The sequence below is a fragment of the Serratia sp. X10 genome, from assembly GCF_017811775.1.
Taxonomy (GTDB): Bacteria; Pseudomonadota; Gammaproteobacteria; order Enterobacterales; family Enterobacteriaceae; genus Serratia; species Serratia ureilytica.
On sequence record NZ_JAEIOH010000012.1, the window covers coordinates 1 to 23,634 of the forward strand.

The 23,634-nt window shown below is 62.3% G+C and carries 17 protein-coding genes, 1 tRNA gene and 2 rRNA genes; 14 read left to right on the forward strand and 6 right to left on the reverse strand.

Annotated elements, in window-relative coordinates:
• Nucleotides 1-4 precede the first annotated feature (4 nt).
• From rrf (J9788_RS24105) to aceK, 7 genes are all read left to right on the forward strand, one after another.
• Nucleotides 5-120, forward strand: a 5S ribosomal RNA gene (gene rrf / locus J9788_RS24105).
• Nucleotides 121-134: 14 nt separating this feature from the next.
• A tRNA-Thr gene (locus tag J9788_RS24110) sits at nucleotides 135-210 on the forward strand.
• A gap of 45 nt (nucleotides 211-255) precedes the next feature.
• Nucleotides 256-371 (forward strand): 5S ribosomal RNA (rrf, locus tag J9788_RS24115).
• A gap of 381 nt (nucleotides 372-752) precedes the next feature.
• Nucleotides 753-1,682 (forward strand): homoserine O-succinyltransferase, encoded by a 930-nt coding sequence (gene metA / locus J9788_RS24120; protein ID WP_025304485.1) that lies wholly within the window; start codon nucleotides 753-755, stop codon nucleotides 1,680-1,682.
• Nucleotides 1,683-2,056: 374 nt separating this feature from the next.
• On the forward strand, nucleotides 2,057-3,655 hold the full coding sequence (gene aceB / locus J9788_RS24125; RefSeq protein ID WP_182265771.1) for a malate synthase A: 1,599 nt from the start codon (nucleotides 2,057-2,059) through the stop codon (nucleotides 3,653-3,655).
• 41 nt (nucleotides 3,656-3,696) lie between these two features.
• Nucleotides 3,697-5,004 (forward strand): isocitrate lyase, encoded by a 1,308-nt coding sequence (gene aceA / locus J9788_RS24130; protein WP_182265772.1) that lies wholly within the window; start codon nucleotides 3,697-3,699, stop codon nucleotides 5,002-5,004.
• A 69-nt stretch (nucleotides 5,005-5,073) separates the two neighbouring features.
• A complete protein-coding gene (gene aceK / locus J9788_RS24135) occupies nucleotides 5,074-6,828 on the forward strand; it encodes a bifunctional isocitrate dehydrogenase kinase/phosphatase (protein WP_182265773.1) in 1,755 nt (584 codons plus the stop codon).
• Nucleotide 6,829: 1 nt separating this feature from the next.
• Here aceK and J9788_RS24140 read toward each other — a convergent pair whose 3' ends face one another.
• The 5 genes from J9788_RS24140 to iclR form a co-directional block, all read right to left on the reverse strand.
• Nucleotides 6,830-7,471 carry a bifunctional 4-hydroxy-2-oxoglutarate aldolase/2-dehydro-3-deoxy-phosphogluconate aldolase gene (locus J9788_RS24140; RefSeq protein WP_025304481.1) on the reverse strand — a complete coding sequence of 214 codons (642 nt, stop codon included), beginning with the start codon at nucleotides 7,469-7,471 and terminating at the stop codon, nucleotides 6,830-6,832.
• 54 nt (nucleotides 7,472-7,525) lie between these two features.
• Nucleotides 7,526-9,340, reverse strand: coding sequence for a phosphogluconate dehydratase (gene edd, locus J9788_RS24145; protein ID WP_182265774.1), 1,815 nt, complete (start codon nucleotides 9,338-9,340; stop codon nucleotides 7,526-7,528).
• A gap of 97 nt (nucleotides 9,341-9,437) precedes the next feature.
• On the reverse strand, nucleotides 9,438-10,775 hold the full coding sequence (gene gntU / locus J9788_RS24150; protein WP_046897204.1) for a gluconate transporter: 1,338 nt from the start codon (nucleotides 10,773-10,775) through the stop codon (nucleotides 9,438-9,440).
• A complete protein-coding gene (gene gntK / locus J9788_RS24155) occupies nucleotides 10,772-11,311 on the reverse strand; it encodes a gluconokinase (protein ID WP_004936645.1) in 540 nt (179 codons plus the stop codon). The genes gntU and gntK overlap by 4 nt, the downstream gene beginning before the upstream one ends.
• A 252-nt stretch (nucleotides 11,312-11,563) precedes the next feature.
• On the reverse strand, nucleotides 11,564-12,394 hold the full coding sequence (iclR, locus tag J9788_RS24160; protein ID WP_004936648.1) for a glyoxylate bypass operon transcriptional repressor IclR: 831 nt from the start codon (nucleotides 12,392-12,394) through the stop codon (nucleotides 11,564-11,566).
• A gap of 196 nt (nucleotides 12,395-12,590) precedes the next feature.
• Here iclR and metH point away from each other — a divergent pair, with 196 nt between their 5' ends.
• Nucleotides 12,591-16,286 (forward strand): methionine synthase, encoded by a 3,696-nt coding sequence (gene metH / locus J9788_RS24165; protein ID WP_182265775.1) that lies wholly within the window; start codon nucleotides 12,591-12,593, stop codon nucleotides 16,284-16,286.
• A 38-nt stretch (nucleotides 16,287-16,324) separates the two neighbouring features.
• Here the strand turns inward: metH and J9788_RS24170 are convergent, their stop codons facing one another.
• Entirely contained in the window at nucleotides 16,325-17,035 is a 711-nt protein-coding gene (locus J9788_RS24170; protein ID WP_015379250.1) for a UTRA domain-containing protein, read from the reverse strand.
• 193 nt (nucleotides 17,036-17,228) lie between these two features.
• Between J9788_RS24170 and J9788_RS24175 the strand changes: the two genes are divergently transcribed.
• From J9788_RS24175 to J9788_RS24200, 6 genes are all read left to right on the forward strand, one after another.
• Nucleotides 17,229-18,290, forward strand: coding sequence for an ABC transporter substrate-binding protein (locus J9788_RS24175; RefSeq protein WP_033631954.1), 1,062 nt, complete (start codon nucleotides 17,229-17,231; stop codon nucleotides 18,288-18,290).
• 11 nt (nucleotides 18,291-18,301) lie between these two features.
• Nucleotides 18,302-19,111, forward strand: a complete 810-nt coding sequence (locus J9788_RS24180) for an alkaline phosphatase family protein (protein WP_046897175.1) — start codon at nucleotides 18,302-18,304, stop codon at nucleotides 19,109-19,111.
• Entirely contained in the window at nucleotides 19,108-19,953 is an 846-nt protein-coding gene (locus J9788_RS24185) for an ABC transporter permease subunit (protein WP_099784424.1), read from the forward strand. Before J9788_RS24180 ends, J9788_RS24185 begins: the two co-directional genes overlap by 4 nt.
• Nucleotides 19,954-19,970: 17 nt before the next feature.
• Nucleotides 19,971-20,756, forward strand: coding sequence for an ABC transporter permease (locus J9788_RS24190; protein ID WP_046897177.1), 786 nt, complete (start codon nucleotides 19,971-19,973; stop codon nucleotides 20,754-20,756).
• 4 nt (nucleotides 20,757-20,760) lie between these two features.
• On the forward strand, nucleotides 20,761-21,753 hold the full coding sequence (locus J9788_RS24195; protein ID WP_033651200.1) for an ABC transporter ATP-binding protein: 993 nt from the start codon (nucleotides 20,761-20,763) through the stop codon (nucleotides 21,751-21,753).
• Nucleotides 21,754-21,960: 207 nt separating this feature from the next.
• Nucleotides 21,961-23,610: a Na/Pi cotransporter family protein gene (locus tag J9788_RS24200; protein WP_033644385.1), complete on the forward strand. Its 1,650-nt coding sequence runs from the start codon at nucleotides 21,961-21,963 to the stop codon at nucleotides 23,608-23,610.
• Nucleotides 23,611-23,634: the final 24 nt, after the last annotated feature.

Consider the following 23,634-nt stretch of genomic DNA (forward strand, 5'->3'; position numbering starts at 1 on the left):
TTTGCCTGGCGGCAATAGCGCGGTGGTCCCACCTGACCCCATGCCGAACTCAGAAGTGAAACGCCGTAGCGCCGATGGTAGTGTGGGGTCTCCCCATGCGAGAGTAGGACACTGCCAGGCATCAAATTAAGCGTGCTGATATGGCTCAGTTGGTAGAGCGCACCCTTGGTAAGGGTGAGGTCCCCAGTTCGACTCTGGGTATCAGCACCACTTTATTTAAAGTGGGTTTAGAAGTTCGGCAGAAAAAAGAATTTGCTTGGCGGCAATAGCGCGGTGGTCCCACCTGACCCCATGCCGAACTCAGAAGTGAAACGCCGTAGCGCCGATGGTAGTGTGGGGTCTCCCCATGCGAGAGTAGGACACTGCCAAGCATCAAATAAAACAACAAGCCTCATGCGAAAGCATGGGGCTTTTTGTTTTTTCTGATATCTGGCGTTCTGCTCGAGCATGGCCATGCGAAAGGCCCGTCGGGAACGGGCCTTAACGCCGCTTGCGGCGGCCCCGCAGGGGAGAGTCTCAGGATGAGACGAATACTGTAGGACACTGCCAAGCATCAAATAAGCCAAGAGGCCATCCGAAAGGATGGCCTTTTTGCTTTCAGTGCCTCTCATCCTCCCTGCGAAGATCCTGACGCAGCTCGCGCAATGAAACATTTTCACCTTTCCGCCGAATGCTCGACATCGACGGAAAAAAACGCTATCTTCGGGCATCTAGAAGTCTAAACGTATAAATGGATGTGTGAGGATTAAGCAATGCCGATTCGTGTTCCTGATGAGTTACCTGCGGTCAATTTCTTGCGCGGTGAGAATGTCTTCGTGATGACATCCTCGCGGGCAAAAACACAGGAAATCAGGCCGCTGAAAGTGCTGATCCTCAACCTGATGCCAAAGAAGATCGAAACGGAAAACCAGTTTTTGCGCCTGCTTTCCAACTCGCCGCTGCAGATTGATATCCAGCTGCTGCGTATCGACAGCCGCGAATCGAAGAATACGCCGGCGGAGCATCTGAACAACTTCTACTGCGACTTCGAGGATATCCAGAACGAGAACTTCGATGGTTTGATCGTCACTGGTGCACCGCTGGGGCTGGTCGATTTCTGCGATGTTGCCTACTGGCCGCAGATCGAACGGGTGATCGACTGGGCCAAGAACCACGTCACTTCCACCCTGTTCGTGTGCTGGGCGGTACAAGCGGCGTTGAACATCCTGTACGGTATTCCCAAGATGACGCGCGAAGTGAAGCTCTCTGGGGTTTATCCGCACCAAACGCTGCAGCAGCATGCGTTGCTGACGCGCGGCTTCGACGAAAGCTTCCTGGCGCCGCATTCACGCTATGCCGATTTCCCGACCGAGGTGATTCGCCAATATACCGACCTGGACATCCTGGCCGAATCCGAGCAGGCCGGCGCCTACCTGTTCGCCAGCAGGGATAAGCGCCTGGCGTTCGTCACCGGCCATCCGGAATACGATACAATGACGCTGGCGGGAGAGTATTGTCGCGACAACGAAGCTGGCCTCGATCCTGCCGTACCGCTCAACTACTTCCCCGATGACAACCCCGCACTGATACCGAAAGCCACCTGGCGCAGCCATGGCCACCTGCTGTTTTCCAATTGGCTCAACTATTACGTCTACCAGATCACGCCTTACGATCTGCGCCATATGAATCCGACTCTCGACTGATCTTTTCTGCCTGCCGGCGGCTGAATCGAGGCCGCCGCACTGCTCATCCTCTGCACGATCCTCTTTTTACCCGTCAATTCTCCCAAAAAATCATTACCTAACAAGGCGTTAGCTCGTCTTTGCAATTCTATTGGAACCGATTTCCTTACCTGTTGACCGTGTTATTTTCCCTAACCAATTGATAATGAAGTGTTAATAAAATATTTAATAATAAAATGGAAATGGTTTTTGATTTTTATTTTTTGTTGGGTATTCTTAACGCTATCGGGATGAGATCTGACCAGTTTAGGATCGTTTCATCCGCCCTGATCCACAGTGATTTCTGATGAAAATGCGCCGGTCGCTCGGGCGCAACGATGGGAAGGAGCAAGGTCATGACGCAACAGATAGCAGGCACGGAGTTAAGGTTTACGCAGGGTTTCGCCGCAGCGGAGCGCCAGGTGTTAACGGATGAAGCGGTTGAATTCCTGGCGGACCTGGTGGCTAAATTCACGCCGCGGCGCAACGAGCTGCTGGCGGCGCGTGTCCGCTGGCAACAAAATATCGATCGCGGTGAACTGCCGGGATTTATTTCGGAAACTGCTTCCATTCGTGAAGGCAGTTGGCAGATCCGCGGCATTCCGCAAGACCTGCGTGACCGCAGGGTAGAGATCACCGGGCCGGTCGAGCGCAAGATGGTGATCAATGCGCTGAACGCCAACGTAAAAGTGTTTATGGCCGACTTCGAAGATTCGCTGGCGCCAAGCTGGGACAAAGTCATCGACGGCCAAATCAACCTGCATGATGCGGTTAACGGCACCATCTCCTACACCAATGAAGCCGGCAAAATCTACCAGCTGAAACCGAACCCGGCGGTATTGATCGCTCGCGTACGCGGTCTGCATCTGCCGGAGAAGCACGTGCTGTGGCGTGATGAGGCCATTCCCGGCGGCCTGTTCGATTTCGCGCTGTACTTCTACCACAACTATCGCCAGCTGTTGGCCAAGGGCAGCGGCCCGTATTTCTATCTGCCGAAAACCCAGTCCTGGGAGGAAGCGGCCTGGTGGAGCGATGTCTTCAGCTTTACCGAGGATCGTTTCGATCTGCCGCGCGGCACCATCAAGGCGACCGTGCTGATCGAAACCTTGCCGGCGGTGTTCCAGATGGACGAGATCCTGTATCACCTGCGCGATCACATCGTCGGTCTGAACTGCGGCCGTTGGGATTACATCTTCAGCTACATCAAAACGCTGAAGAACCACGGCGATCGCGTGCTGCCGGACCGTCAGTCGGTGACCATGGAAAAACCTTTCCTCAGCGCCTATTCGCGCCTGTTGATCAAAACCTGTCATAAGCGCGGCGCGTTCGCCATGGGCGGCATGGCGGCGTTTATCCCGAGCAAAGACGCCGAAAAAAACGCCTGGGTGCTGAACAAGGTGCGGGCGGACAAAGAGCTGGAGGCCAACAATGGCCACGACGGCACCTGGGTGGCGCACCCGGGCTTGGCGGACACGGTGATGGAGGTGTTCGGCAACGCATTGGGCGATCGCCAGAACCAGCTGGACGTGCTGCGTGAGCAGGATGCGCCGATCAGCGCCGCGCAACTGCTGGAGCCGTGCGACGGCGAACGCACCGAAGCGGGGATGCGCGCCAATATCCGCGTGGCGGTGCAGTACATCGAAGCCTGGATCTCCGGCAACGGCTGCGTGCCGATTTACGGATTGATGGAAGATGCGGCGACGGCGGAGATCTCCCGTACGTCTATCTGGCAGTGGATCCACCACGAGAAGAGCCTGAACGACGGGCGCCCGGTCACCAAGGCGCTGTTCCGCCAGATGCTGCAAGAAGAGATGTTGGTGGTGCGTGAAGAAGTAGGGGAAGCGCGCTTTAACGCCGGCCGGTTCGAAGAGGCGGCGCGCCTGATGGAGCGCATCACCACGCAAGATGAATTAATCGATTTCCTGACGTTGCCCGGCTATGAGCTGCTGGCCTGAACTTTCCCAATCAACCCTACATGACTGAAAGGATAAAAATTATGTCTACCTCTCGCTCTCAACAGATCCAGCAGCTGGAACAGGAATGGAAATCGGCCCGTTGGGAAGGCATTACCCGCCCTTACAGCGCTGAAGACGTGATCAACCTGCGCGGTTCGGTCAACCCGGAATGCACCCTGGCGCAAAACGGCGCCGCCAAACTGTGGGCGTTGCTGAACGGCAAGTCGCGCAAAGGCTACGTGAACTGCCTGGGCGCGCTGACCGGCGGCCAGGCGCTGCAGCAGGCCAAAGCCGGCGTCGAGGCCATCTACCTGTCCGGCTGGCAGGTGGCGGCCGACGCCAACAGCGCGGCGGCCATGTACCCTGACCAATCGCTGTATCCGGTGGACTCGGTGCCGAAGGTGGTCGAGCGCATCAACAACACCTTCCGCCGCGCCGATCAGATCCAATGGGCGAACCAGATTGAGCCGGGCAGCAAAGGGTACACCGATTATTTCCTGCCGATCGTCGCCGATGCGGAAGCCGGCTTCGGCGGCGTGTTGAACGCCTTTGAGCTGATGAAAGCGATGATTACCGCCGGGGCCGCCGGGGTGCACTTCGAAGATCAGCTGGCGGCGGTGAAGAAATGCGGCCATATGGGCGGCAAAGTGCTGGTGCCGACGCAAGAAGCGATCCAGAAACTGGTCGCCGCGCGCCTGGCGGCCGACGTGCTCGGCGTGCCGACGCTGGTGATCGCCCGTACCGACGCCGATGCGGCCGACCTGCTGACCTCTGACTGCGATCCGTATGACAGCGCCTTCGTCACCGGCGAGCGTACGGCGGAAGGCTTCTTCCGCACCCATGCCGGCGTCGAACAGGCGATCAGCCGCGGCCTGGCTTATGCCCCTTACGCCGATATGGTGTGGTGCGAAACCTCAACGCCGGATCTGGATGCCGCCCAGCGCTTCGCCGACGCCATCCACGCCAAATACCCTGGCAAGCTGCTGGCCTACAACTGCTCGCCGTCGTTCAACTGGAAGAAGAACCTCGACGACCAGACCATCGCCCGCTTCCAGCAGGCGCTGTCGGACATGGGCTACAAGTATCAGTTCATCACGCTGGCGGGCATCCACAGCATGTGGTTCAACATGTTCGACCTGGCGCACGCCTATGCGCAGGGCGAAGGGATGAAACACTACGTCGAGAAGGTGCAGCAGGCGGAGTTCGCCGCGGTGGAGCGCGGTTACACCTTCGCGTCGCACCAGCAAGAGGTGGGCACCGGCTACTTCGACAAGGTCACTACCATCATTCAGGGCGGCGCCTCTTCGGTCACCGCGCTGACCGGTTCGACGGAAGAACAGCAGTTCTGATGCGGCAAGCTTGAAGACGTTTCACCCGGAGCCTGCATGCGCAGGCTTCTTTTTCTGGCGGGGGTAAGGATGGCGGCAAAACTGGAGTTGTTGATCGCACAGACGATCCTGCAGGGCTTCGATGCGCAGTACGGCCGCTTTCTGGAAGTGACCGCTGGCGCGCAGCAGCGCTTTGAGCAGGCGGATTGGCCGGCGGTGCAGCAGGCGATGAAAAAGCGCATCCATCTGTACGACCATCACGTCGGTCTGGTGGTGGAGCAGCTTAAATGCATCACCGGGCAGAAATATTTCGACGCCGACTTCCCCAGCCGGGTCAAAGCGGTCTATATCGATCTGCTGCCGGACTACCCGCGTTTTGAGATCGCCGAAAGCTTCTTCAACTCGGTCTATTGCCGGCTGTTCAAGCATCGCGATCTGACGCCGGACAAGCTGTTCGTCTTCAGTTCGCAGCCGGAACGGCGTTTTCGCGACATTCCGCGTCCGCTGGCGCGCGATTTCACTCCCCATGGCGATCTGCCGGCGATGCTGCGCAGCCTGCTGAGCGATCTGCCGCTGCGGCTGCCGTGGGAGGATTTGACGCGCGATATCCGCTATATCACGCAAGCGCTGCAACGCACCTTCAGCGCACAGCAGCTGGCGGGCGCGACCTTTCAGATCGCCAACGAACTGTTCTATCGCAACAAGGCCGCCTGGCTGGTTGGCAAGCTGCGCCTGGCCGACGGCGTTTACCCGTTCCTGTTGCCGATCCACCACAGCGAATCGGGCGCGCTGTTTATCGACGCCTGCCTGACCGGCAAGGCGGAGGCCAGCATCGTTTTCGGCTTCGCCCGCTCTTATTTTATGGTCTACGCGCCGCTGCCGGCGGCGATGGTGGAGTGGCTGCGCGAGATCCTGCCGGGCAAGACCACCGCCGAGCTGTACATGGCGATCGGCTGCCAGAAGCATGGCAAAACCGAATGCTATCGCGAATACCTGACCTTTATGGCGCAGTCGCAGGAGCAGTTCATCATCGCGCCGGGGGTGAAGGGCATGGTGATGCTGGTGTTCACCCTGCCGTCCTTCGATCGGGTGTTCAAAGTGATCAAAGACGAATTCGCCCCGCAGAAAGAGGTGACGCAGGCGCAGGTGATGGCTTGCTATCAGCTGGTGAAAGAGCACGATCGCGTCGGGCGCATGGCGGATACCCAGGAGTACGAAAATTTCGTCGTCGACAAGGCGCGCCTCAGCCCGGAACTGCTGGAAGAGCTGCGGCGCGAAGTGCTGGGCAAGCTGGAAGATCTCGGCGATCGCATCGTGATCAAACATCTGTATATGGAACGGCGCATGACGCCGCTGAACCTGTATCTGGAGCAGGCCAACGACCAGCAGATGCGCGATGCGATTGAAGAGTACGGCAACGCGATCAAGCAGTTGGCCGCCGCCAATATTTTCCCCGGCGACATGCTGTTCAAGAACTTCGGCGTGACGCGCCACGGGCGTGTGGTGTTCTACGACTACGACGAGATTTGCTACATGACCGAGGTCAACTTCCGCGACATTCCGCCGCCGCGTTATCCGGAGGACGAGCTGGCCAGCGAGCCGTGGTACAGCATCGCGCCCAACGATGTGTTCCCGGAAGAGTTCCGCCACTTCCTGTGCGGCGATCGGCGCATTCGGCAGGTGTTTGAAGAGCTGCACAGCGATCTGTTTACCGCGGAGTATTGGCGCGGGTTGCAGCAGCGCATCCGCGAGGGGCATGTGGAAGACGTGTTCGCTTATCGCAAGAAGCAGCGGTTCAGCCAGCGCAGCGGGGCGGCGCTGCCGGCCGCCACCGCTGCGATGTAAATCAGGCCTGGGCGCCCGCCACGGCGGCGCGTGCCAGTTCAGTGATGCGCGCGTAGTCGCCGCTTTCGAGCGCGTCCGCCGGCACCAGCCAGGAGCCGCCGATGCACAGCACGCTTTTCAGCGCCAGATAGCTGCGGTAATTGTCCGGCGAGATGCCGCCGGTCGGGCAGAAACGCACCTGCGGGAACGGGCCGCCGATCGCCTGCAGCGCTTTTACGCCGCCGTTGGCTTCCGCCGGGAAGAATTTAAACTCGCGTAGGCCGTAATCCATGCCCTGCATCAGTTCGGAAACGGTGCTGATGCCCGGGATCAAGGGAATGGAACCGGCGGTGGCGGCTTTGAGCAGCTCGTCGGTCAGGCCTGGGCTGATGGCGAACTGCGCACCGGCTTCGGTCACTTCCCGCAGCTGCTGCGGATTGATCACCGTACCGGCGCCGATGATCGCTTCCGGCACTTCTTGGGCGATGGCGCGAATGGCGTCCATGGCGCAGGCGGTGCGCAGCGTCACCTCCAGCACCCGCACGCCGCCGGCGACCAGCGCTTTCGCCAACGGCACCGCATGTTCCAGCTTGTTGATCACGATGACCGGCACCACCGGCCCCGCCGTCAGGATCTGCTCGGCGCTTGTTGTCCACTTGTTCATGCTGACGTTCTCCTCTGTGGCCGCCGCCAGGCGGCGATGCGGCCAGGCTATCGATTAAAATTTGATGCAGCAGGCGCCCTGCTCGGCGCCTGACAGCTGGCTGCGCAGCGCGCCGAACAGCTCGCGGCCGCAGCCGATGTGTTCCGCGCTCAGATCGGGTTGGCATGGCGTGCGCCGCGCCAGTTCGTCGGCGTCGACCAGCACCTGCAGCTCGCCGCTGCGGCCGTTGACGCGGATCGGATCGCCGTCGCGCACTTTCGCCAGCAGGCCGCCGGTATAGGCTTCCGGGGTGACGTGAATGGCGGAAGGCACCTTGCCGGAGGCGCCGGACAGGCGGCCGTCGGTCACCAGCGCCACTTTGAAGCCGCGATCCATCAGCACGCCCAGCGGCGGCATCAGCTTGTGCAGCTCCGGCATGCCGTTGGCCTGCGGCCCCTGGAAGCGCACCACCACCACGCAATCGCGATCCAGCTTGCCGGCTTCGAACGCCGGCACGATGTCGTGCTGGCTGTCGAACACCACCGCCGGCGCTTCGATGATCTGGTTATCGGCGGGCACCGCCGAGGTTTTCATCACCGCGCGGCCCAGATTGCCGGCCATCACTTTGGTGCCGCCGTGATGTTCGAACGGCTGGGCCACGCTGGCGATCACGCTGGCGTCGAGCGAGCCGGCCACGCCTTCGCGCCACACCAGTTGGCCGTTATCCAGCCACGGTTCTTGGGTGTAGCGGCGCAGGCCGAAACCGGCCACGGTATGCACGTCTTCGTGCAGCAGGCCGTGTTGCAGCAGCTCGCGCACCACCAGCGGCACGCCGCCGGCGGCCTGGAATTGGTTGATGTCGGCCGGGCCGTTCGGGTAGATGCGGCACAGCAGCGGCACCGCCTCCGACAGCTCCGAGAAATCGTCCCAGGTGATGATGATGCCCGCCGCCCGCGCCATCGCCACCAGATGCATGGTCAGGTTGGTGGAGCCGCCGGTGGCCAGCAGCGAGACGATGCCGTTCACCACCACTTTCTCGTCCACCAGGCGGCCGATCGGCAGGTAGTTGCCGGCGGTATCGGTCAGTCGGGTCACCTGGCGCGCGGCGGCGTCGTTCAGCGCGTCGCGCAGCGGCGTGTCCGGATGGACGAAGGAGGCTCCCGGCAGATGCAGACCCATCACTTCCATCACCATCTGGTTGGTGTTGGCGGTGCCGTAGAAGGTGCAGGTACCGATGCCGTGATAAGAGGCCGCCTCGGCCTCCAGCAGCGCCAAACGGTCGGCCTTGCCCTCGGCGTACAGCTGGCGCACGCGCACTTTTTCCTTGTTCGGCAGGCCGCTGCTCATCGGGCCGGCCGGCACGAACAGCGCGGGCAGGTGGCCGAAGGAGAGGGCAGCCATCACCAGCCCCGGCACGATCTTGTCGCAGATGCCGAGGAACAGCGCGCCGTCGAACATATTGTGCGACAGGCCGACGGCGGCCGACATGGCGATCACGTCGCGGCTCATCAGCGACAGTTCCATGCCGTCCTGCCCCTGCGTCACGCCGTCGCACATCGCCGGCACGCCGCCGGCCACCTGGCCCACGGCGCCGACCGCCTTCAGCGCCTGCTTCAGCCGCTCTGGGTAGTGTTCGTAGGGCTGGTGGGCCGACAGCATGTCGTTGTAAGCGGTGATGATGGCGATATCGCTGCGCACCATGTTTTTCAGCGACGCCTTGTCATCGGGCTGACAGGCGGCGAAGCCGTGGGCCAGGTTGCCGCAGGCGAGCTGCGCGCGGTGGACGGTTTGGGAGCGGGCCGCCTCGATACGCGCCAGATAGGCGGCGCGGCTGGCCTGGGAACGGTCGATGATGCGCTGTGTGACACGGGACAAGGTTGGATTAATCATGCCTTCCTCACATTGCTGTTGTTATAGTCGCCGCCTGTGGCGGTGCCCCCGGGGGTGATTTGCAGCCCTGGTGTGCAAGGCCGGGGGCGATGTGGATTTAAAACATCGTGAATGCAATCATGCCGATGACGCCGCCGACGCTGCCCAGAATGGTTTCCATCACCGTCCAGGTTTTCAGCGTTTGCAGTTCGTTGGCGCCGGTGAATTTGCCGAACAGCCAGAAGCCGGCGTCGTTGACGTGGCTCAGCACGATGGAGCCGCCGGCGATGCAGATGGCCAGCGCGGCCAGTTGCCCGCCGCTGAGCCCGAGCTGACTGGTGACCGGCAGCACCAGACCGACGGTGGTCAGGCAGGCGACGGTGGCCGAGCCCTGAATCACCCGCACCATGGCGGACAGCGCGAAGGCGGCCACGGCGATCGGCAGGCCGGCGCCGATCATGGCGTCACCCAGCGCCGGCCCCACGCCGGAATCCACCAGGATCTGCTTGAACACCCCGCCGGCGCCGGTCATCAGCAGGATGATCCCGGCCGGCTGCACCGCAGCGGAGCAGATGGCCAGCGTCTGTTCGTTGCTCATGCCGCGCGGCTTCGCCAGACCGTAAATCACGATCAGGCAGGCCAGCAGGATGGCGGTGAACGGGTGGCCGATAAACTCCAGCCACTGCTGCAGTTGCGAACCGGGGGTGACCAGCCGCGCGCCGATGGTTTTCATGCCGACCAGCACCAGCGGGCATAGCACCAGCGCCAGGCTGAAGCCGAACGACGGCAGATTGCCCTTGGTCAGCGTCGGCTCATTCTCTTCCGGTGGCATCGGCCAGTTGACGAAACGGCTGATAAAGCTGCCGTACAGCGGGCCGGCGATCAGCATGCCGATCACCGCCGCCACCAGGCCGATGGCGATCATCCAGCCGAAATCGGCCTTCATCTGCGACGCCAGCAGCATCGGCACCGGCCCCGGCAGCAGGAAGGAAGCGGCGGCGGCCACGCCGGCGAACAGCGGGATGGCCAGCTTGACGATATTGCCGTCGGTGCGGCGCGCCACGGCGAACACGATGCCGATCAGCAGCACCACCGCCACGTCGAAGAACAGCGGCAGCGCGCAGATCAGCCCGGCGATGCCGAGCGCGTAGTGCGCCTTGCTTTGTCCGAATCGTTTCAGCAATTGCGCCGCAATTTGGTCGAGCGCGCCGACCTCATGCAGGATCTTGCCGAACATCGCCCCGAGCGCCACCACGATCGCCAGGAAGCCCAGCGTGTCGCCCATGCCTTTTTGCATGGTGTCGGCGATGTGTTCCAGCGGCATGCCGGAGAAAATGCCGGCGGCGATGGACACCAGCATCAGCGCGACGAAGGCGTGCATGCGCGCCTTCATCACCAGGAATAACAGCAGTAAAACCGAGCCGACTGCGGTACCGACCAGCGTTACGGTACTCACGCGCACACGTCCTGCGGCAGGAAGCTCTGGATATGGCGGACGGTATCGGCGATCACCGCGTCCAGCGGCTGATTGATGTCGATCGCCATCACGTCGTTCTCGTCGGCGCCCGGTTGCTCCAGCGCGGCGAACTGGGTGACCAGCATCTGCGGCTTGAAGAAGTGCCCGTTGCGCGCCGCCAGGCGGGATTCGATCACCGGGAACTCGCCGTGCAGATAGATGAATGACAGGTTGCCGTTGCCGGCGCGCAGGCGGTCGCGATACTGCTTTTTCAACGCCGAGCAGACGATGATCGACACGTTGTTGGTGCGTTGCATGGCGAAGGCGGCGTCGTTGAGCGCGGCCAGCCACGGCGCGCGATCGTCGTCGTTCAACGCCTCGCCGGCGGCCATCTTCAGGATGTTGCTGCGCGGGTGCAGGAAGTCGCCGTCGAGGAAGCCGGCGGAGAGTTGGCGGGCCGCGGCGGCGGCGACGGCGGACTTGCCGCTGCCGGAAACGCCCATAACGACGTAAATGCGATTTTGATTGTTGGTCATGGCTTGGCTCCAAAACACCGGGTGACGTTACCTTCGTTCAGTTTGATTGTTACCGGTAACATGTTATCGGTAACATTGTCGAAGGAAGTTTGAGCGGTTGCAATGGGCTTTCGCCGTGAGGATCGTTAACTGTGATCGGCTTCAAGCTTTTTTCCTGTGCGCTAAACAGGATGCCGACAGCCTGTTACATGCTGACAACAGAGCATGGCAGGGGAGCAGGGGCGCACTGGGGCGCCCCTCGGATGAGCAGGATTAGCGCACGCCGCCGTAGGCCAGGCTGATCTCTTTCGCCGCGTGGATCACCAGCGCGCCCAGCTCGATCACGCGATCGTCGGTGATGCGCGACACCGGGCCGGAGATGGAAATGGCGGCGAAGGCTTCGCGGTGCTCGTCGAAGATGCAGGCCGCCACGCAGCGCAGGCCGAGCGCGTGCTCTTCGTCGTCAAAGGAGAAGCCCTGTTTGCGGATCTGCGCCAGCCCCTCTTTCAGGTTGTGCGGCGTCAGGGTATGCGGCGTGTAGGTGTGCATGCCTTTCTTGTGCAGCAGTTTGGTCACCTGATCGTCCGGCAGGGTGGCGAGGAACGCTTTGCCGGCGCCGGAGGCGTGCATCGGCAGTTTGCCGCCGATCGGCGCAGACATGCGCATCAGCGCCGTGCACTGCACCTGATCGATGATGATTGCCTGGTACTCGCTGGTATCCAGCACCGCCAGGTTGACCGTTTCACCCGACTCTTCCATCAGGCGGCGCAGCGTCGGATGCACCATCGCCAGCAGGTTGCGGCTTTGCAGGAAGCTGCTGCCGACCACAAAGGCGTGCGAGCCGATGGTCCACAGGCCGAGATCGCCGACCTGGCGCACGAATCCCTGCTGCTGCATGGTGGTGAGCAGGCGGTGAGTGGTGGAGTTCGGCAGGCCGGCCTGCTGGGCCAGATCGGTCAGGGCCACGTTGCCCTGGGCTTCCGAAATGTATTCCAACAGTTTCAGGCCACGGGTCAACGATTGTACCTGACCGGTCGCCGCACTGGCGGCGGGGGCTGCTGCGCGGGGCTTCTTGCCGCGCTTGGCGGGAGCAGGGGTGGCCATGGGTGAGATTCCTTTTTCCGTATGATGGAATTCATTTTCGTTTTTTGCCGATGAATTGCAAGCCGCCGTCAGCTCATCGGAGGTGTTGGCGCACAACCTGAAAAACTCTCAATTGTCGCCTGGCCCTTTGTCCTTACAAGCTGTGCTAGGATGACTCGTTGGTTTTTGCGGCAGTTGAGCAATGGGCTGGATGGCAATGGAAGGGGTTACAGTGACGAATCGAGTAGAACAACTGCGCCGCCAGTTAGCGCAGCGCATTTTGGTGTTGGACGGCGGCATGGGCACCATGATCCAGAGCTACCGTCTGGATGAGCGCGATTTCCGCGGTGAGCGTTTCGCCGACTGGCGCAGCGATCTGAAAGGCAATAACGATCTGCTGGTGCTGACCAAGCCGGAAGTGATCACCGCCATTCATTACGCCTACCTCGAGGCGGGCGCCGATATCCTTGAAACCAATACCTTCAACGCCACCCCCATCGCCATGGCCGACTACCATATGGAGTCGCTGTCCGCCGAGATTAACTATCAGGCCGCCTGCCTGGCGCGCGTCTGCGCCGACGAATGGACGGCGCGCACGCCGGAAAAACCGCGCTACGTCGCCGGGGTGTTGGGGCCGACCAACCGCACCGCGTCCATCTCGCCGAACGTCAACGATCCGGCGTTCCGCAACATCTCGTTCGACGAACTGGTGGCGGCTTACCGCGAATCGACCCGCGCGCTGGTGGAGGGCGGCGTCGATCTGATCATGATCGAAACCATCTTCGACACCCTCAACGCCAAGGCCGCCGCTTTTGCGGTGGAAACCGAATTCGAAGCGCTGGGGGTGGAACTGCCGATCATGATTTCCGGCACCATCACCGACGCCTCCGGCCGCACCCTGTCCGGCCAGACCACCGAAGCGTTTTACAATTCGCTGCGCCACGTCAAGCCGCTGACCTTCGGCCTTAACTGCGCTCTGGGGCCGGATGAGCTGCGTCAGTACGTCGCCGAGCTGGCGCGCATCTCGGAGACCTACGTCACCGCACACCCGAACGCCGGTTTGCCGAACGCCTTCGGCGAGTACGATCTGGATGCGGCCGAGATGGCGCACCAGGTCGGGGAGTGGGCGCAGGCCGGCTTCCTCAATATCATCGGCGGTTGCTGCGGCACCACGCCGGAACATATCGCCGCGATGGCCAAGGCGGTCGAGGGCGTGCCGCCGCGCCGGCTGCCGGAGATCCCGGTCGCCTGCCGCCTGGCCGGTCTGGAACCGCTGACCATCGACGCCAACACCCTGTTCGTCAACGTCGGCGAGCGCACCAACGTCACCGGTTCGGCGCGTTTCAAACGCTTGATCAAAGAAGAGAAATACAACGAGGCGCTCGACGTGGCGCGTCAGCAGGTCGAGAGCGGCGCGCAGATCATCGACATCAACATGGACGAGGGGATGCTCGACGCCGAAGCGGCGATGGTGCGCTTCCTCAACCTGATCGCCGGCGAGCCGGATATCGCCCGGGTGCCGATCATGATCGACTCCTCCAAGTGGTCCGTTATCGAGAAAGGCCTGAAGTGCATTCAGGGCAAGGGTATCGTCAACTCGATCTCGATGAAGGAGGGCGAAGAGGCCTTTATCCACCACGCTCGGCTGGTGCGCCGCTATGGCGCCGCGGTGGTGGTGATGGCGTTCGACGAAGTGGGCCAGGCGGACACCCGCGAGCGCAAGTTTGAGATCTGTCGCCGCGCCTATAAAATTTTGACCGAACGCGTCGGTTTCCCGCCGGAAGACATCATTTTCGACCCGAACATCTTCGCCGTCGCCACCGGCATCGAAGAGCACAACAACTACGCCGTCGACTTTATCGAAGCCTGCGCCGACATCAAAACCCACCTGCCGCACGCGATGATCTCCGGCGGGGTGTCCAACGTGTCGTTCTCGTTCCGCGGCAACGATCCGGTGCGTGAAGCAATCCACGCGGTGTTCCTGTATCACGCCATTCGCAACGGCATGGACATGGGCATCGTCAACGCCGGGCAGCTGGCGATTTACGACGATCTGCCTGGCGAGCTGCGCGAGGCGGTAGAAGACGTGATCCTCAACCGTCGCGAGGATGGCACCGAACGCCTGCTGGAACTGGCGGAAAAGTACCGCGGCAGCAAAGACGGCGAAGCGGCGGTACAGCAGGCGGAATGGCGCGGCTGGCCGGTGGAGAAGCGGCTGGAATATTCGCTGGTGAAGGGCATCACCGAGTTTATCGAGCTGGATACCGAAGAAGCGCGGCAGCAGGCCGAACGCCCGATCGAAGTGATCGAGGGGCCGCTGATGGCGGGGATGAACGTGGTCGGCGATCTGTTCGGCGAGGGCAAGATGTTCCTGCCGCAGGTGGTGAAATCCGCCCGCGTGATGAAGCAGGCGGTGGCCTACCTGGAACCGTACATCGAGGCCAGCAAGCAGCAGGGCACCTCCGCGGGGAAAATCCTGTTGGCGACGGTGAAGGGCGACGTGCACGACATCGGCAAGAACATCGTCGGCGTGGTGCTGCAGTGCAACAACTATGAAATCGTCGATCTTGGCGTGATGGTGCCGACGGAGAAAATCCTGCGCACCGCGCGCGAGGAGAATGTCGACATCATCGGCCTGTCGGGGCTGATCACGCCGTCGCTCGACGAGATGGTCAACGTGGCCAAAGAGATGGAGCGCCAGGGCTTTACGCTGCCGCTGCTGATCGGCGGCGCCACCACCTCCAAGGCGCACACCGCGGTGAAAATCGAGCAGAACTACAGCGGCCCGACCACCTACGTGCAAAACGCTTCGCGCACCGTGGGCGTGGTGTCGGCGCTGCTGTCCGCCTCCCTGCGCGACGAGTTTGTGGCGCGCACCCGCAAAGAGTATGAAACGGTGCGCATTCAGCACGCGCGCAAAAAGCCGCGTACGCCGCCGGTCGATCTGCACAAGGCGCGCGCCAACGCTATGGCGCTGGATTGGGCCGATTATCAGCCGCCGGCGCCACGGCAATTGGGCGTGTTCCCGGTGGTGGCCGGCATCGAGACGCTGCGCCACTATATCGACTGGACGCCGTTCTTCATGACCTGGTCGCTGGCGGGCAAATACCCGCGCATCCTCGAGGATGAGGTGGTGGGGGAAGAGGCCAAGCGCCTGTTCCATGACGCCAATCAGATGCTGGATCGGTTGGCCGCCGAGCGCAGCCTCAACCCGCGCGGCGTTTACGGCCTGTTCCCGGCCAACCGCGTCGGCGACGACGTGGAGGTATACCGCGACGAACGGCGTGACGAGGTGCTGGCGGTGAGCCGCCACCTGCGGCAACAGACGGAAAAAACCGACTTCCCGAACTACTGCCTGGCGGACTTTGTGGCGCCGAAAAGCAGCGGCAAAGCCGACTACTTCGGCGCCTTCGCGGTGACCGGCGGGCTGGAGGAAGACGCGCTGGCGGCGGCGTACGACGCGCAGCACGACGATTACAACAAAATCATGGTCAAGGCGCTGGCGGATCGTTTGGCGGAGGCTTTTGCCGAATACCTGCACGAACAGGTGCGCAAGCTGCACTGGGGCTATGCCGCCGACGAGAGCCTGAGCAACGAGGAGCTGATCCGGGAAAACTATCAGGGCATCCGGCCGGCGCCGGGCTACCCGGCCTGCCCGGAGCACACCGAAAAAGCGACCATCTGGCAGCTGTTGGACGTCAACCGCCACACCGGCATGGAACTGACGGAGTCCTTCGCCATGTGGCCGGGGGCGGCGGTGTCCGGCTGGTACTTCAGCCACCCCGAGAGCAAGTACTTCGCGGTAGCGCAGATCCAGCGCGATCAGGTGGAAGACTACGCGGCGCGTAAAGGGATGAGCGTGAGCGAGGTCGAGCGCTGGCTGGCGCCAAACCTCGGCTACGACGCCGACTGACTTTCCTCTTTAAGGGCGCAGCGATGCGCCCTTGTCATTTACAGCGCTTCCACATCGATGTGCAGCGCGTCGTACCGCCAATACTCCAGGTCACAATCGATCACCCTGTCGTGCTGATCGCGATTCACCCGCGTAATGAACAGCGCCGGGCTGCCGTAGGTCACCTTCAGCATGGCGGCGGCCTGCTGCGGCAGCAGGGTGGGCAGCATGTCGAAACGCACCCGGCCGTAGTGAATGCCGTAGCGCGCGGCGTACAGCGCGGTCAGCGACTGGGTCAGATCTTCGTCCAGAATGCCGGGGAAATAGGCCGGATTGAGGTAGTGCTCGCAGTACAGCACCGCGCGCCCGTCGATGTAGCGCAGCCGGCGAATGCGATAGGCCTGCGCGCCAGGAGGCAGCGCCAGGCGGCCGGCCAGCGGCGCGTCGAGCGTGACGACCGCACTGTCGATCGCTTCGGTATGCGCGGCGCGCCCCTGCTGCTGCGCCATGGCGTGAAAATGGCTGCGCTGCAGCGGGTTGTAGATCAAACGTGGCGGCGAGATGAACCAGCCGCGCCGCACCTGGCGGTAGATGACGCCCTGCGCCTCCAACTGGCCGAGCGCCTCCTGCAAGGTAATGCGGGTGGTGGCGAATTGCTCGCTCAGGGCGCGTTCGGAGGGCAGCTTGCCGCCCGCGGCGAACTCGCCGGCGGTGATGCGGGCGCTTAGCGTTTGGCAGATGGTGGCGACGGTCGTCGGTGCTTCACTCATACAGCGGGTGTCCCGTTTCAGTGCGTTTGGCCTTCCTTAAGGTAGACCAGCGTCGCGTTTTCGCCGTTGCAATGGGTGATAAAACTGTCGCTTTTTTAAGCTGACATATAATTATCACATTCGTCCGTTAGATTGGTTTGGTCCTTGCTGGACTAGTCCAGCCATCCCCACACTACCACCTGGAGCATCAGTTATGAAACGTTTGTGCGCTTCTGTGTTAACCAGTGCCATCGTGTTATCCAGCCAGATGAGCTGGGCCGCGGATACCGATCTGGCGGCGCTGGAGCAGGCCGCGAAGAAAGAAGGCGAAGTCAACAGCGTCGGCATGCCGGACAGCTGGGCCAACTGGAAAGGCACCTGGCAAGATCTGTTGAGCAAGTACGGCCTGAAACATGTCGATACCGACATGAGCTCCGCGCAGGAGATCGCCAAATTCGATGCGGAAAAGAACAACGCCACGGCGGACATCGGTGACGTCGGCGCGGCCTTCGGCCCGGTGGCGGTGCAGAAGGGCGTAACGCAGCCGTACAAACCGTCTACCTGGGATCAGGTGCCGGAGTGGGCGAAAGACAAAGACGGCCACTGGGCGCTGGCTTACACCGGCACCATCGCCTTCATCATCAACAAGCAGCAGGTGAAAGACATCCCGCACAGCTGGGCCGATCTGCTCAAGGGCAGCTATCAGGTCACCATCGGCGACGTCGGTACCGCGTCGCAGGCGGCCAGCGGCGTGCTGGCGGCCACCTACGCCATGGGCGGCAACGAGAAAAACCTCAAGCCGGGCCTGGAATTCTTCGGCAAGCTGGCCAAGGCCGGCCGCCTGAGCCTGAGTAACCCGGTGATCGCATCGCTGGAGAAAGGGGAAGTGCAGGTTGGCGTGGTGTGGGACTTCAACGGCCTGAACTACCGCGATCAGATCGACAAAACCCGCTTTGAAGTGCTGATCCCGTCGGACGGCTCGATCACCTCCGGCTACACCACCATCATCAATAAATACGCCAAGCACCCGAACGCCGCCAAGCTGGCGCGCGAATACATCTTCTCCGACGCCGGCCAGATCAACCTGGCGCGCGGCTATGCCCGCCCGATCCGCGCCGAACATCTGACGCTGCCGGACGACGTCAAGGCCAAGCTGCTGCCGGCCGAGCAATACAAGAATGCGCACCCGATCGCCGATCCGGCGGCCTGGGAACAGAGCGCCAAAGCGCTGCCGCGTTTGTGGCAGGAAAACGTCATTATGTTTATGCAGCAGTGAGTTAACGCACCATGAAAACGATCCTCGTGCTGCTGGACGGCCTCAACTACCGGGTGGCGCACGACGCCATGGGGTATCTGCAGGCCGAATGCGCGGCGGGACGCGGGCGGTTGTACCTGTTGGAGAGCGAGTTGCCCTCGCTCTCCCGGCCGCTGTATGAATGCATCCTCACCGGCGTCACGCCGGTGGAGAGCGGCGTGGTACACAACCACGTCTCGCGCCTTTCCCATCAACAAAGCGTGTTTCATTACGCGCGCGCCGCCGGGCTGACCACCGCCGCCGCCGCGTATCATTGGTTCAGCGAATTGTATAACCGCACGCCGTTCGACGCCGCGCGCGACCGCCACACCGACGCTCCCGAACTGCCGATTCAGCACGGCCATTTCTATTACGATGACGGCTATCCCGACAGCCATCTGTTCGACGACGCCGAAAGCCTGCGCCAGCGTCATCAGCCGGATTTCCTGCTGATCCACCCGATGAACATCGACGACGCCGGGCACCGCTTCGGCCTCTCTTCGCCGCAGTACCGCAACGCGGCGCGGCGCGCCGACGGCTCGCTGTCGCGCTACCTGCCCGAGTGGCTGACGGCCGGTTATCAGGTGCTGGTCACCGCCGACCACGGCATGAACGACGATCGCAGCCACGGCGGGGTGTTGCCGGAAGAGCGCCAGGTGCCGCTGTTCGTGTTCGGCGCGGGTTTCAGCCTGGACGACGCCGATCCGCAGCAAACCGAGCTGTGCGGCACGATCTGCGATCTGCTGCAGGCGCCGCACGACAAGCCGCGCTGCCGGGCGCTGCTGGCGCAGGATGCGCGATGAACAGCAAAACCAAATGGATCGCCGCGCTGTGCCTGCTGCCGTTTATCGTGCTGTTCGGCGCGTTTCAGATCGCCCCGCTGGTGTGGATCGCGGTTCACAGCTTTTTCAGCGAGAGCGGCGGCTGGGGATGGGGCAACTATGTCGATATCCTCACGTCGCCGTTCTACCTGCAGGCCTTTCAGTTCTCGCTGGAGATCTCGCTGTGGTCGAGCGTCTACGGCTTGCTGATTGCATTAGTGGGCAGTTACTCACTTCGCCAGCTCGGCCAGACCCGCTTTCATGACTTCGTGATGTCGTTCACCAACATGACCAGCAACTTCGCCGGGGTGCCGCTGGCGTTCGCCTTCGTCATTCTGCTGGGGTTGAACGGCTGCCTGACGCTGCTGCTGCGCAAATACGGTTTGATGGAGAGCTTCAACCTCTATTCGAAGAGCGGCCTGATCGTGCTGTATACCTACTTCCAGATCCCGTTGGGCGTGCTGTTGCTCTATCCGGCGTTCGATGCTCTGCGCGCCGATTGGCGCGAGTCGGCGGCGCTGCTCGGCGCCGGCCCCTGGCGCTACTGGCGGCATATCGGCCTGCCGGTGTTGGCGCCGGCGCTGATGGGCACCTTCGTCATCCTGCTGGCCAACGCGCTGGGCGCCTACGCCACGGTGTACGCGCTGACCACCGGCAACTTCAACGTGATCCCGATCCGCATCTCGGCGTTGGTGGCGGGGGACATCTCCCTCGATCCGAACCTGGCCAGCGCGCTGGCGATGCTGCTGGTGGCGATGATGGCGTTTATCACGGTGATCCACCAATGGATGCTGCGCAGGAGCTACCTCAATGCGCGCTCATAATCGGATGGAGAATGCTCATGTCGCGTGTTGAACGCCTGTACCACCGCACGGTGACCGGCCTGCTGCTGTTGATTCTGCTGCTGCCGCTGGCGGCGACGCTGGTTTACGCGCTGGCCACCCAGTGGGGCGCCACCATTTTGCCGGACGGTTTTACCCTGAAGTGGCTGACGGCGCTGTGGAGCGATTCGCGCTTTTTGCTGGCGCTGTGGCACTCGCTGCTGATCTGCTTTGGCACGTTGCTGCTGTCGGTGGTGGTGATCCTGCCGGCGATGTTTGTAATCGCTTACTACTTCCCTAGGCTTGACGCGGTGATGAACGTGCTGATCCTGCTGCCGTTCGCCGTGCCGCCGGTGGTGTCGGCGGTGGGGCTGATGCAGCTGTTCGCCGCCGATCCGCTGCCGCTGCTCGGCACCCCCTGGATTTTGGTGGGCTGCTATTTCACCATCGCGCTGCCGTTTATCTACCGCGCCATCAGCAACAACATGCAGGCGATCAACCTGCGCGATCTGATGGACGCCGCGCACCTGCTCGGCGCCAGCACTTGGCAGGCGGCGCTTTGGGTGGTGCTGCCGAACCTGCGCAAGGGCGGAACGATCGCCGTGTTGCTGTCGTTTTCGTTCCTGATCGGCGAGTTCGTGTTCGCCAACCTGCTGGTGGGCAGCCAGTATGAAACGCTGCAGGTCTATCTGTTCAATATGCGCAACGGCAGCGGGCACTTTACCAGCGCGCTGGTCATCTCCTATTTCGCCGTGGTGCTGCTCGTCACCTGGCTGGCGAACCTGCTGAATAAAAACAAGGGCTAACCCGATGGCTTATCTCAACGTCACCCGCCTGAACAAACACTATGGCCAGACCCAGGTGTTTCAGGATATCGATTTCACCGCCGAAGAGGGGGAGTTCGTCACCCTGCTGGGGCCAAGCGGCTGCGGCAAATCGACGCTGCTGCGCTGTCTGGCCGGTCTGACCCCGGTCGACAGCGGGCAAATTTTGCTGCAGGGCCAGGATCTGGTGCCGCTGGCGCCGCAAAAGCGCGGCATCGGCATGGTGTTCCAAAGTTATGCGCTGTTTCCCAATATGACGGTGGAAGGCAACGTGGCCTTTGGACTGAAAATGCAGAAGCTGGCGGCCGGACAGATCGGCCAGCGGGTGCAGGAGGCGCTGGCGCTGGTGGAGTTGAGCGATCTGGCGAAGCGCTATCCGCATCAGCTGTCGGGCGGGCAGTGCCAGCGCGTGGCGTTGGCGCGATCGCTGGTCACTCGCCCGCGTCTGCTGCTGCTCGACGAACCGCTGTCGGCGCTGGATGCGCGTATTCGCAAACACCTGCGCGAGCAGATCCGGCGCATTCAGCGCGAGCTGAACCTGACGGCGATCTTCGTCACCCACGATCAGGAAGAGGCGCTGACCCTGTCGGATCGCATCGTGCTGATGAACAAGGGGCAGATCGTGCAGAGCGGCGATGCGGAAACCCTGTATACCCAGCCGGCGGATGCCTTCGCCGCCGGGTTTATCGGCAACTACAACCTGCTGAGCGCCGAACAGGCCGGCCGCTTGACCGGGCGCAGCTATGTCGGCAAGGTGGCGATCCGCCCCGAATCGATCGGCCTGTTGCCGGCCGGACAGGGGATCGGCGGGGTGATCCTGGGTCACAGTTTGCTCGGGAATGTGGTACGGTATCGGATTCAGGTTTGCGAGGTAGAATTGCTGGTTGACGTGCTCAACCGTTCGGTGGCCGACCTGCGGCCCGACGGCGCGGAAATTGGGCTACACTTGGAACCTGTTGTATTGCGGGAAGTTGCATGACTTCGCAGCGCGGCGCCGGGGCCTTCCCGCCGCCGCATTAACCCTTCTCTTCTGCGGTCTGCCGCCCGCCCGCTGTCCTGCCAGACCCACGCCCGGCAGGCGGGACCGCGCGCTGTATCCGTCATCCTTTGGCTCGCCTCTGTGCGTCGCGTGACAAACATCGGGTATCAGCCTCCTTTGGCCGGGCGTTAATGGAGCGTATCTTCCGTGCTGACCCTTCTTCACCTGCTTTCGTCCGTGGCGCTGTTGGTGTGGGGCACCCACATCGTGCGCACCGGGATCATGCGGGTTTACGGCGCCAATCTGCGGCGCGTGTTGAGCGACAGCGTTGAGAAAAAACCGCTGGCGTTCGTTTCCGGCATCGGCGTGACCGCGCTGGTGCAAAGCAGCAACGCCACCGCGCTGCTGGTGACCTCTTTCGTCGCTCAGGGGCTGGTGGGGCTGGCGCCTGCGCTGGTGATCATGCTGGGCGCCGACGTCGGCACCGCGCTGATGGCGCGCGTGCTGACCTTCGATCTTTCCTGGCTGTCGCCGCTGCTGATCCTGGTCGGCGTCTTCCTGTTCCTCAGCCGCAAACAGATGCGGATCGGCCAGATCGGGCGCGTCCTGATCGGCCTTGGGCTGATCGTGCTGGCGCTGGAGCTGATCGTCGCCGCCGCCACGCCGATCACCCAGGCGGCCGGGGTGAAAGTGCTGTTCTCGTCGCTGACCGGCGACGTGATGCTGGATGCCCTGACCGGCGCGCTGTTCGCCATCGTCAGCTATTCCAGCCTGGCGGCGGTGCTGCTGACCGCCACCCTGACCGCATCCGGCGTGATTTCGCTGAAGGTGGCGCTCTGTCTGGTGATCGGCGCCAACCTCGGCAGCGGTCTGCTGGCGATGATCAACGCCAGCGGCCAGAACGCCGCGGGGCGGCGCGTGGCGCTCGGCAGCCTGCTGTTCAAGCTGGTGGGCTGCATACTGGTGCTGCCGTTCGTCTCCTATCTGGCGGATTTGATGGCTCAACTGCCGGGCGGCAGCGAAGAGCTGGTGATCTATTTCCACGTGTTCTACAACCTGATCCGCTGCCTGGTGATGATCCCGCTGGCCGGGCCGATGGCGACGCTGTGCGAACGGCTGATCGTCGACGAAGCGGCCGACGATCCGCGCATGCGGCCGCGCCATCTGGACGCCAGCGCGCTGGACACGCCGACGCTGGCGTTGGCCAACGCGGCGCGCGAAACGCTGCGCATGGGCGACGTGGTGGAACACATGATGATCCTGCAACGTGAGGTGCTGCACGGTAAGCAGGGGGTCGATAAAGAGGTGCGGCGCCTCGACGATGACGTCGACGTGCTGTACACCGCCATCAAGCTGTATCTGGCGCAGATCCAGAAGGAAGACTTGGGCGAGGAAGACTCGCGCCGCTGGGCGGAGATCATCGAAATGGCGCTCAACCTGGAACAGGCGGGCGACATCATCGAGCGCATGGCCGGCGATGTGGGCGCCAAGTCGCACGCCGCGCGCCGCGCCTTCTCGGCGGAAGGGTTGGCGGAGCTGGACGGGCTGCACGAACGGCTGATCGGCAATCTGCGCTTGGGGCTGTCGGTGTTCCTGTCCGGCGACGTCACCAGCGCCAAGCGCCTGCGCCGTTCCAAGCACCGTTTCCGCATTCTGGATCGTCGCTACGCGCACGCGCACGTCGATCGTTTGCACCAGCAAAACGTGCAGAGCATCGAGACCAGTTCGTTGCATTTGGGATTGTTGGGGGACATGAAGCGCCTGAACTCGCTGTTCTGCGCTGTGGCCTACAACGTATTGGATCAGGATGCGAAAGACGACGATCGCGACTGGGAAGACACCCCGAGCACGCTGTAAAAAAAACGCCCCCGGTTTTAACCG

Coding starts and splice junctions, on each gene's coding strand:
- metA (WP_025304485.1), top strand. CDS start 753: ATGCCGATTCGTGTTCCTGATGAGTTACCTGCGGTCAATTTCTTGCGC.
- aceB (WP_182265771.1), top strand. CDS start 2,057: ATGACGCAACAGATAGCAGGCACGGAGTTAAGGTTTACGCAGGGTTTC.
- aceA (WP_182265772.1), top strand. CDS start 3,697: ATGTCTACCTCTCGCTCTCAACAGATCCAGCAGCTGGAACAGGAATGG.
- aceK (WP_182265773.1), top strand. CDS start 5,074: ATGGCGGCAAAACTGGAGTTGTTGATCGCACAGACGATCCTGCAGGGC.
- J9788_RS24140 (WP_025304481.1), bottom strand. CDS start 7,471: ATGAACAAGTGGACAACAAGCGCCGAGCAGATCCTGACGGCGGGGCCG.
- edd (WP_182265774.1), bottom strand. CDS start 9,340: ATGATTAATCCAACCTTGTCCCGTGTCACACAGCGCATCATCGACCGT.
- gntK (WP_004936645.1), bottom strand. CDS start 11,311: ATGACCAACAATCAAAATCGCATTTACGTCGTTATGGGCGTTTCCGGC.
- iclR (WP_004936648.1), bottom strand. CDS start 12,394: ATGGCCACCCCTGCTCCCGCCAAGCGCGGCAAGAAGCCCCGCGCAGCA.
- metH (WP_182265775.1), top strand. CDS start 12,591: ATGGAAGGGGTTACAGTGACGAATCGAGTAGAACAACTGCGCCGCCAG.
- J9788_RS24170 (WP_015379250.1), bottom strand. CDS start 17,035: ATGAGTGAAGCACCGACGACCGTCGCCACCATCTGCCAAACGCTAAGC.
- J9788_RS24175 (WP_033631954.1), top strand. CDS start 17,229: ATGAAACGTTTGTGCGCTTCTGTGTTAACCAGTGCCATCGTGTTATCC.
- J9788_RS24180 (WP_046897175.1), top strand. CDS start 18,302: ATGAAAACGATCCTCGTGCTGCTGGACGGCCTCAACTACCGGGTGGCG.
- J9788_RS24185 (WP_099784424.1), top strand. CDS start 19,108: ATGAACAGCAAAACCAAATGGATCGCCGCGCTGTGCCTGCTGCCGTTT.
- J9788_RS24190 (WP_046897177.1), top strand. CDS start 19,971: ATGTCGCGTGTTGAACGCCTGTACCACCGCACGGTGACCGGCCTGCTG.
- J9788_RS24195 (WP_033651200.1), top strand. CDS start 20,761: ATGGCTTATCTCAACGTCACCCGCCTGAACAAACACTATGGCCAGACC.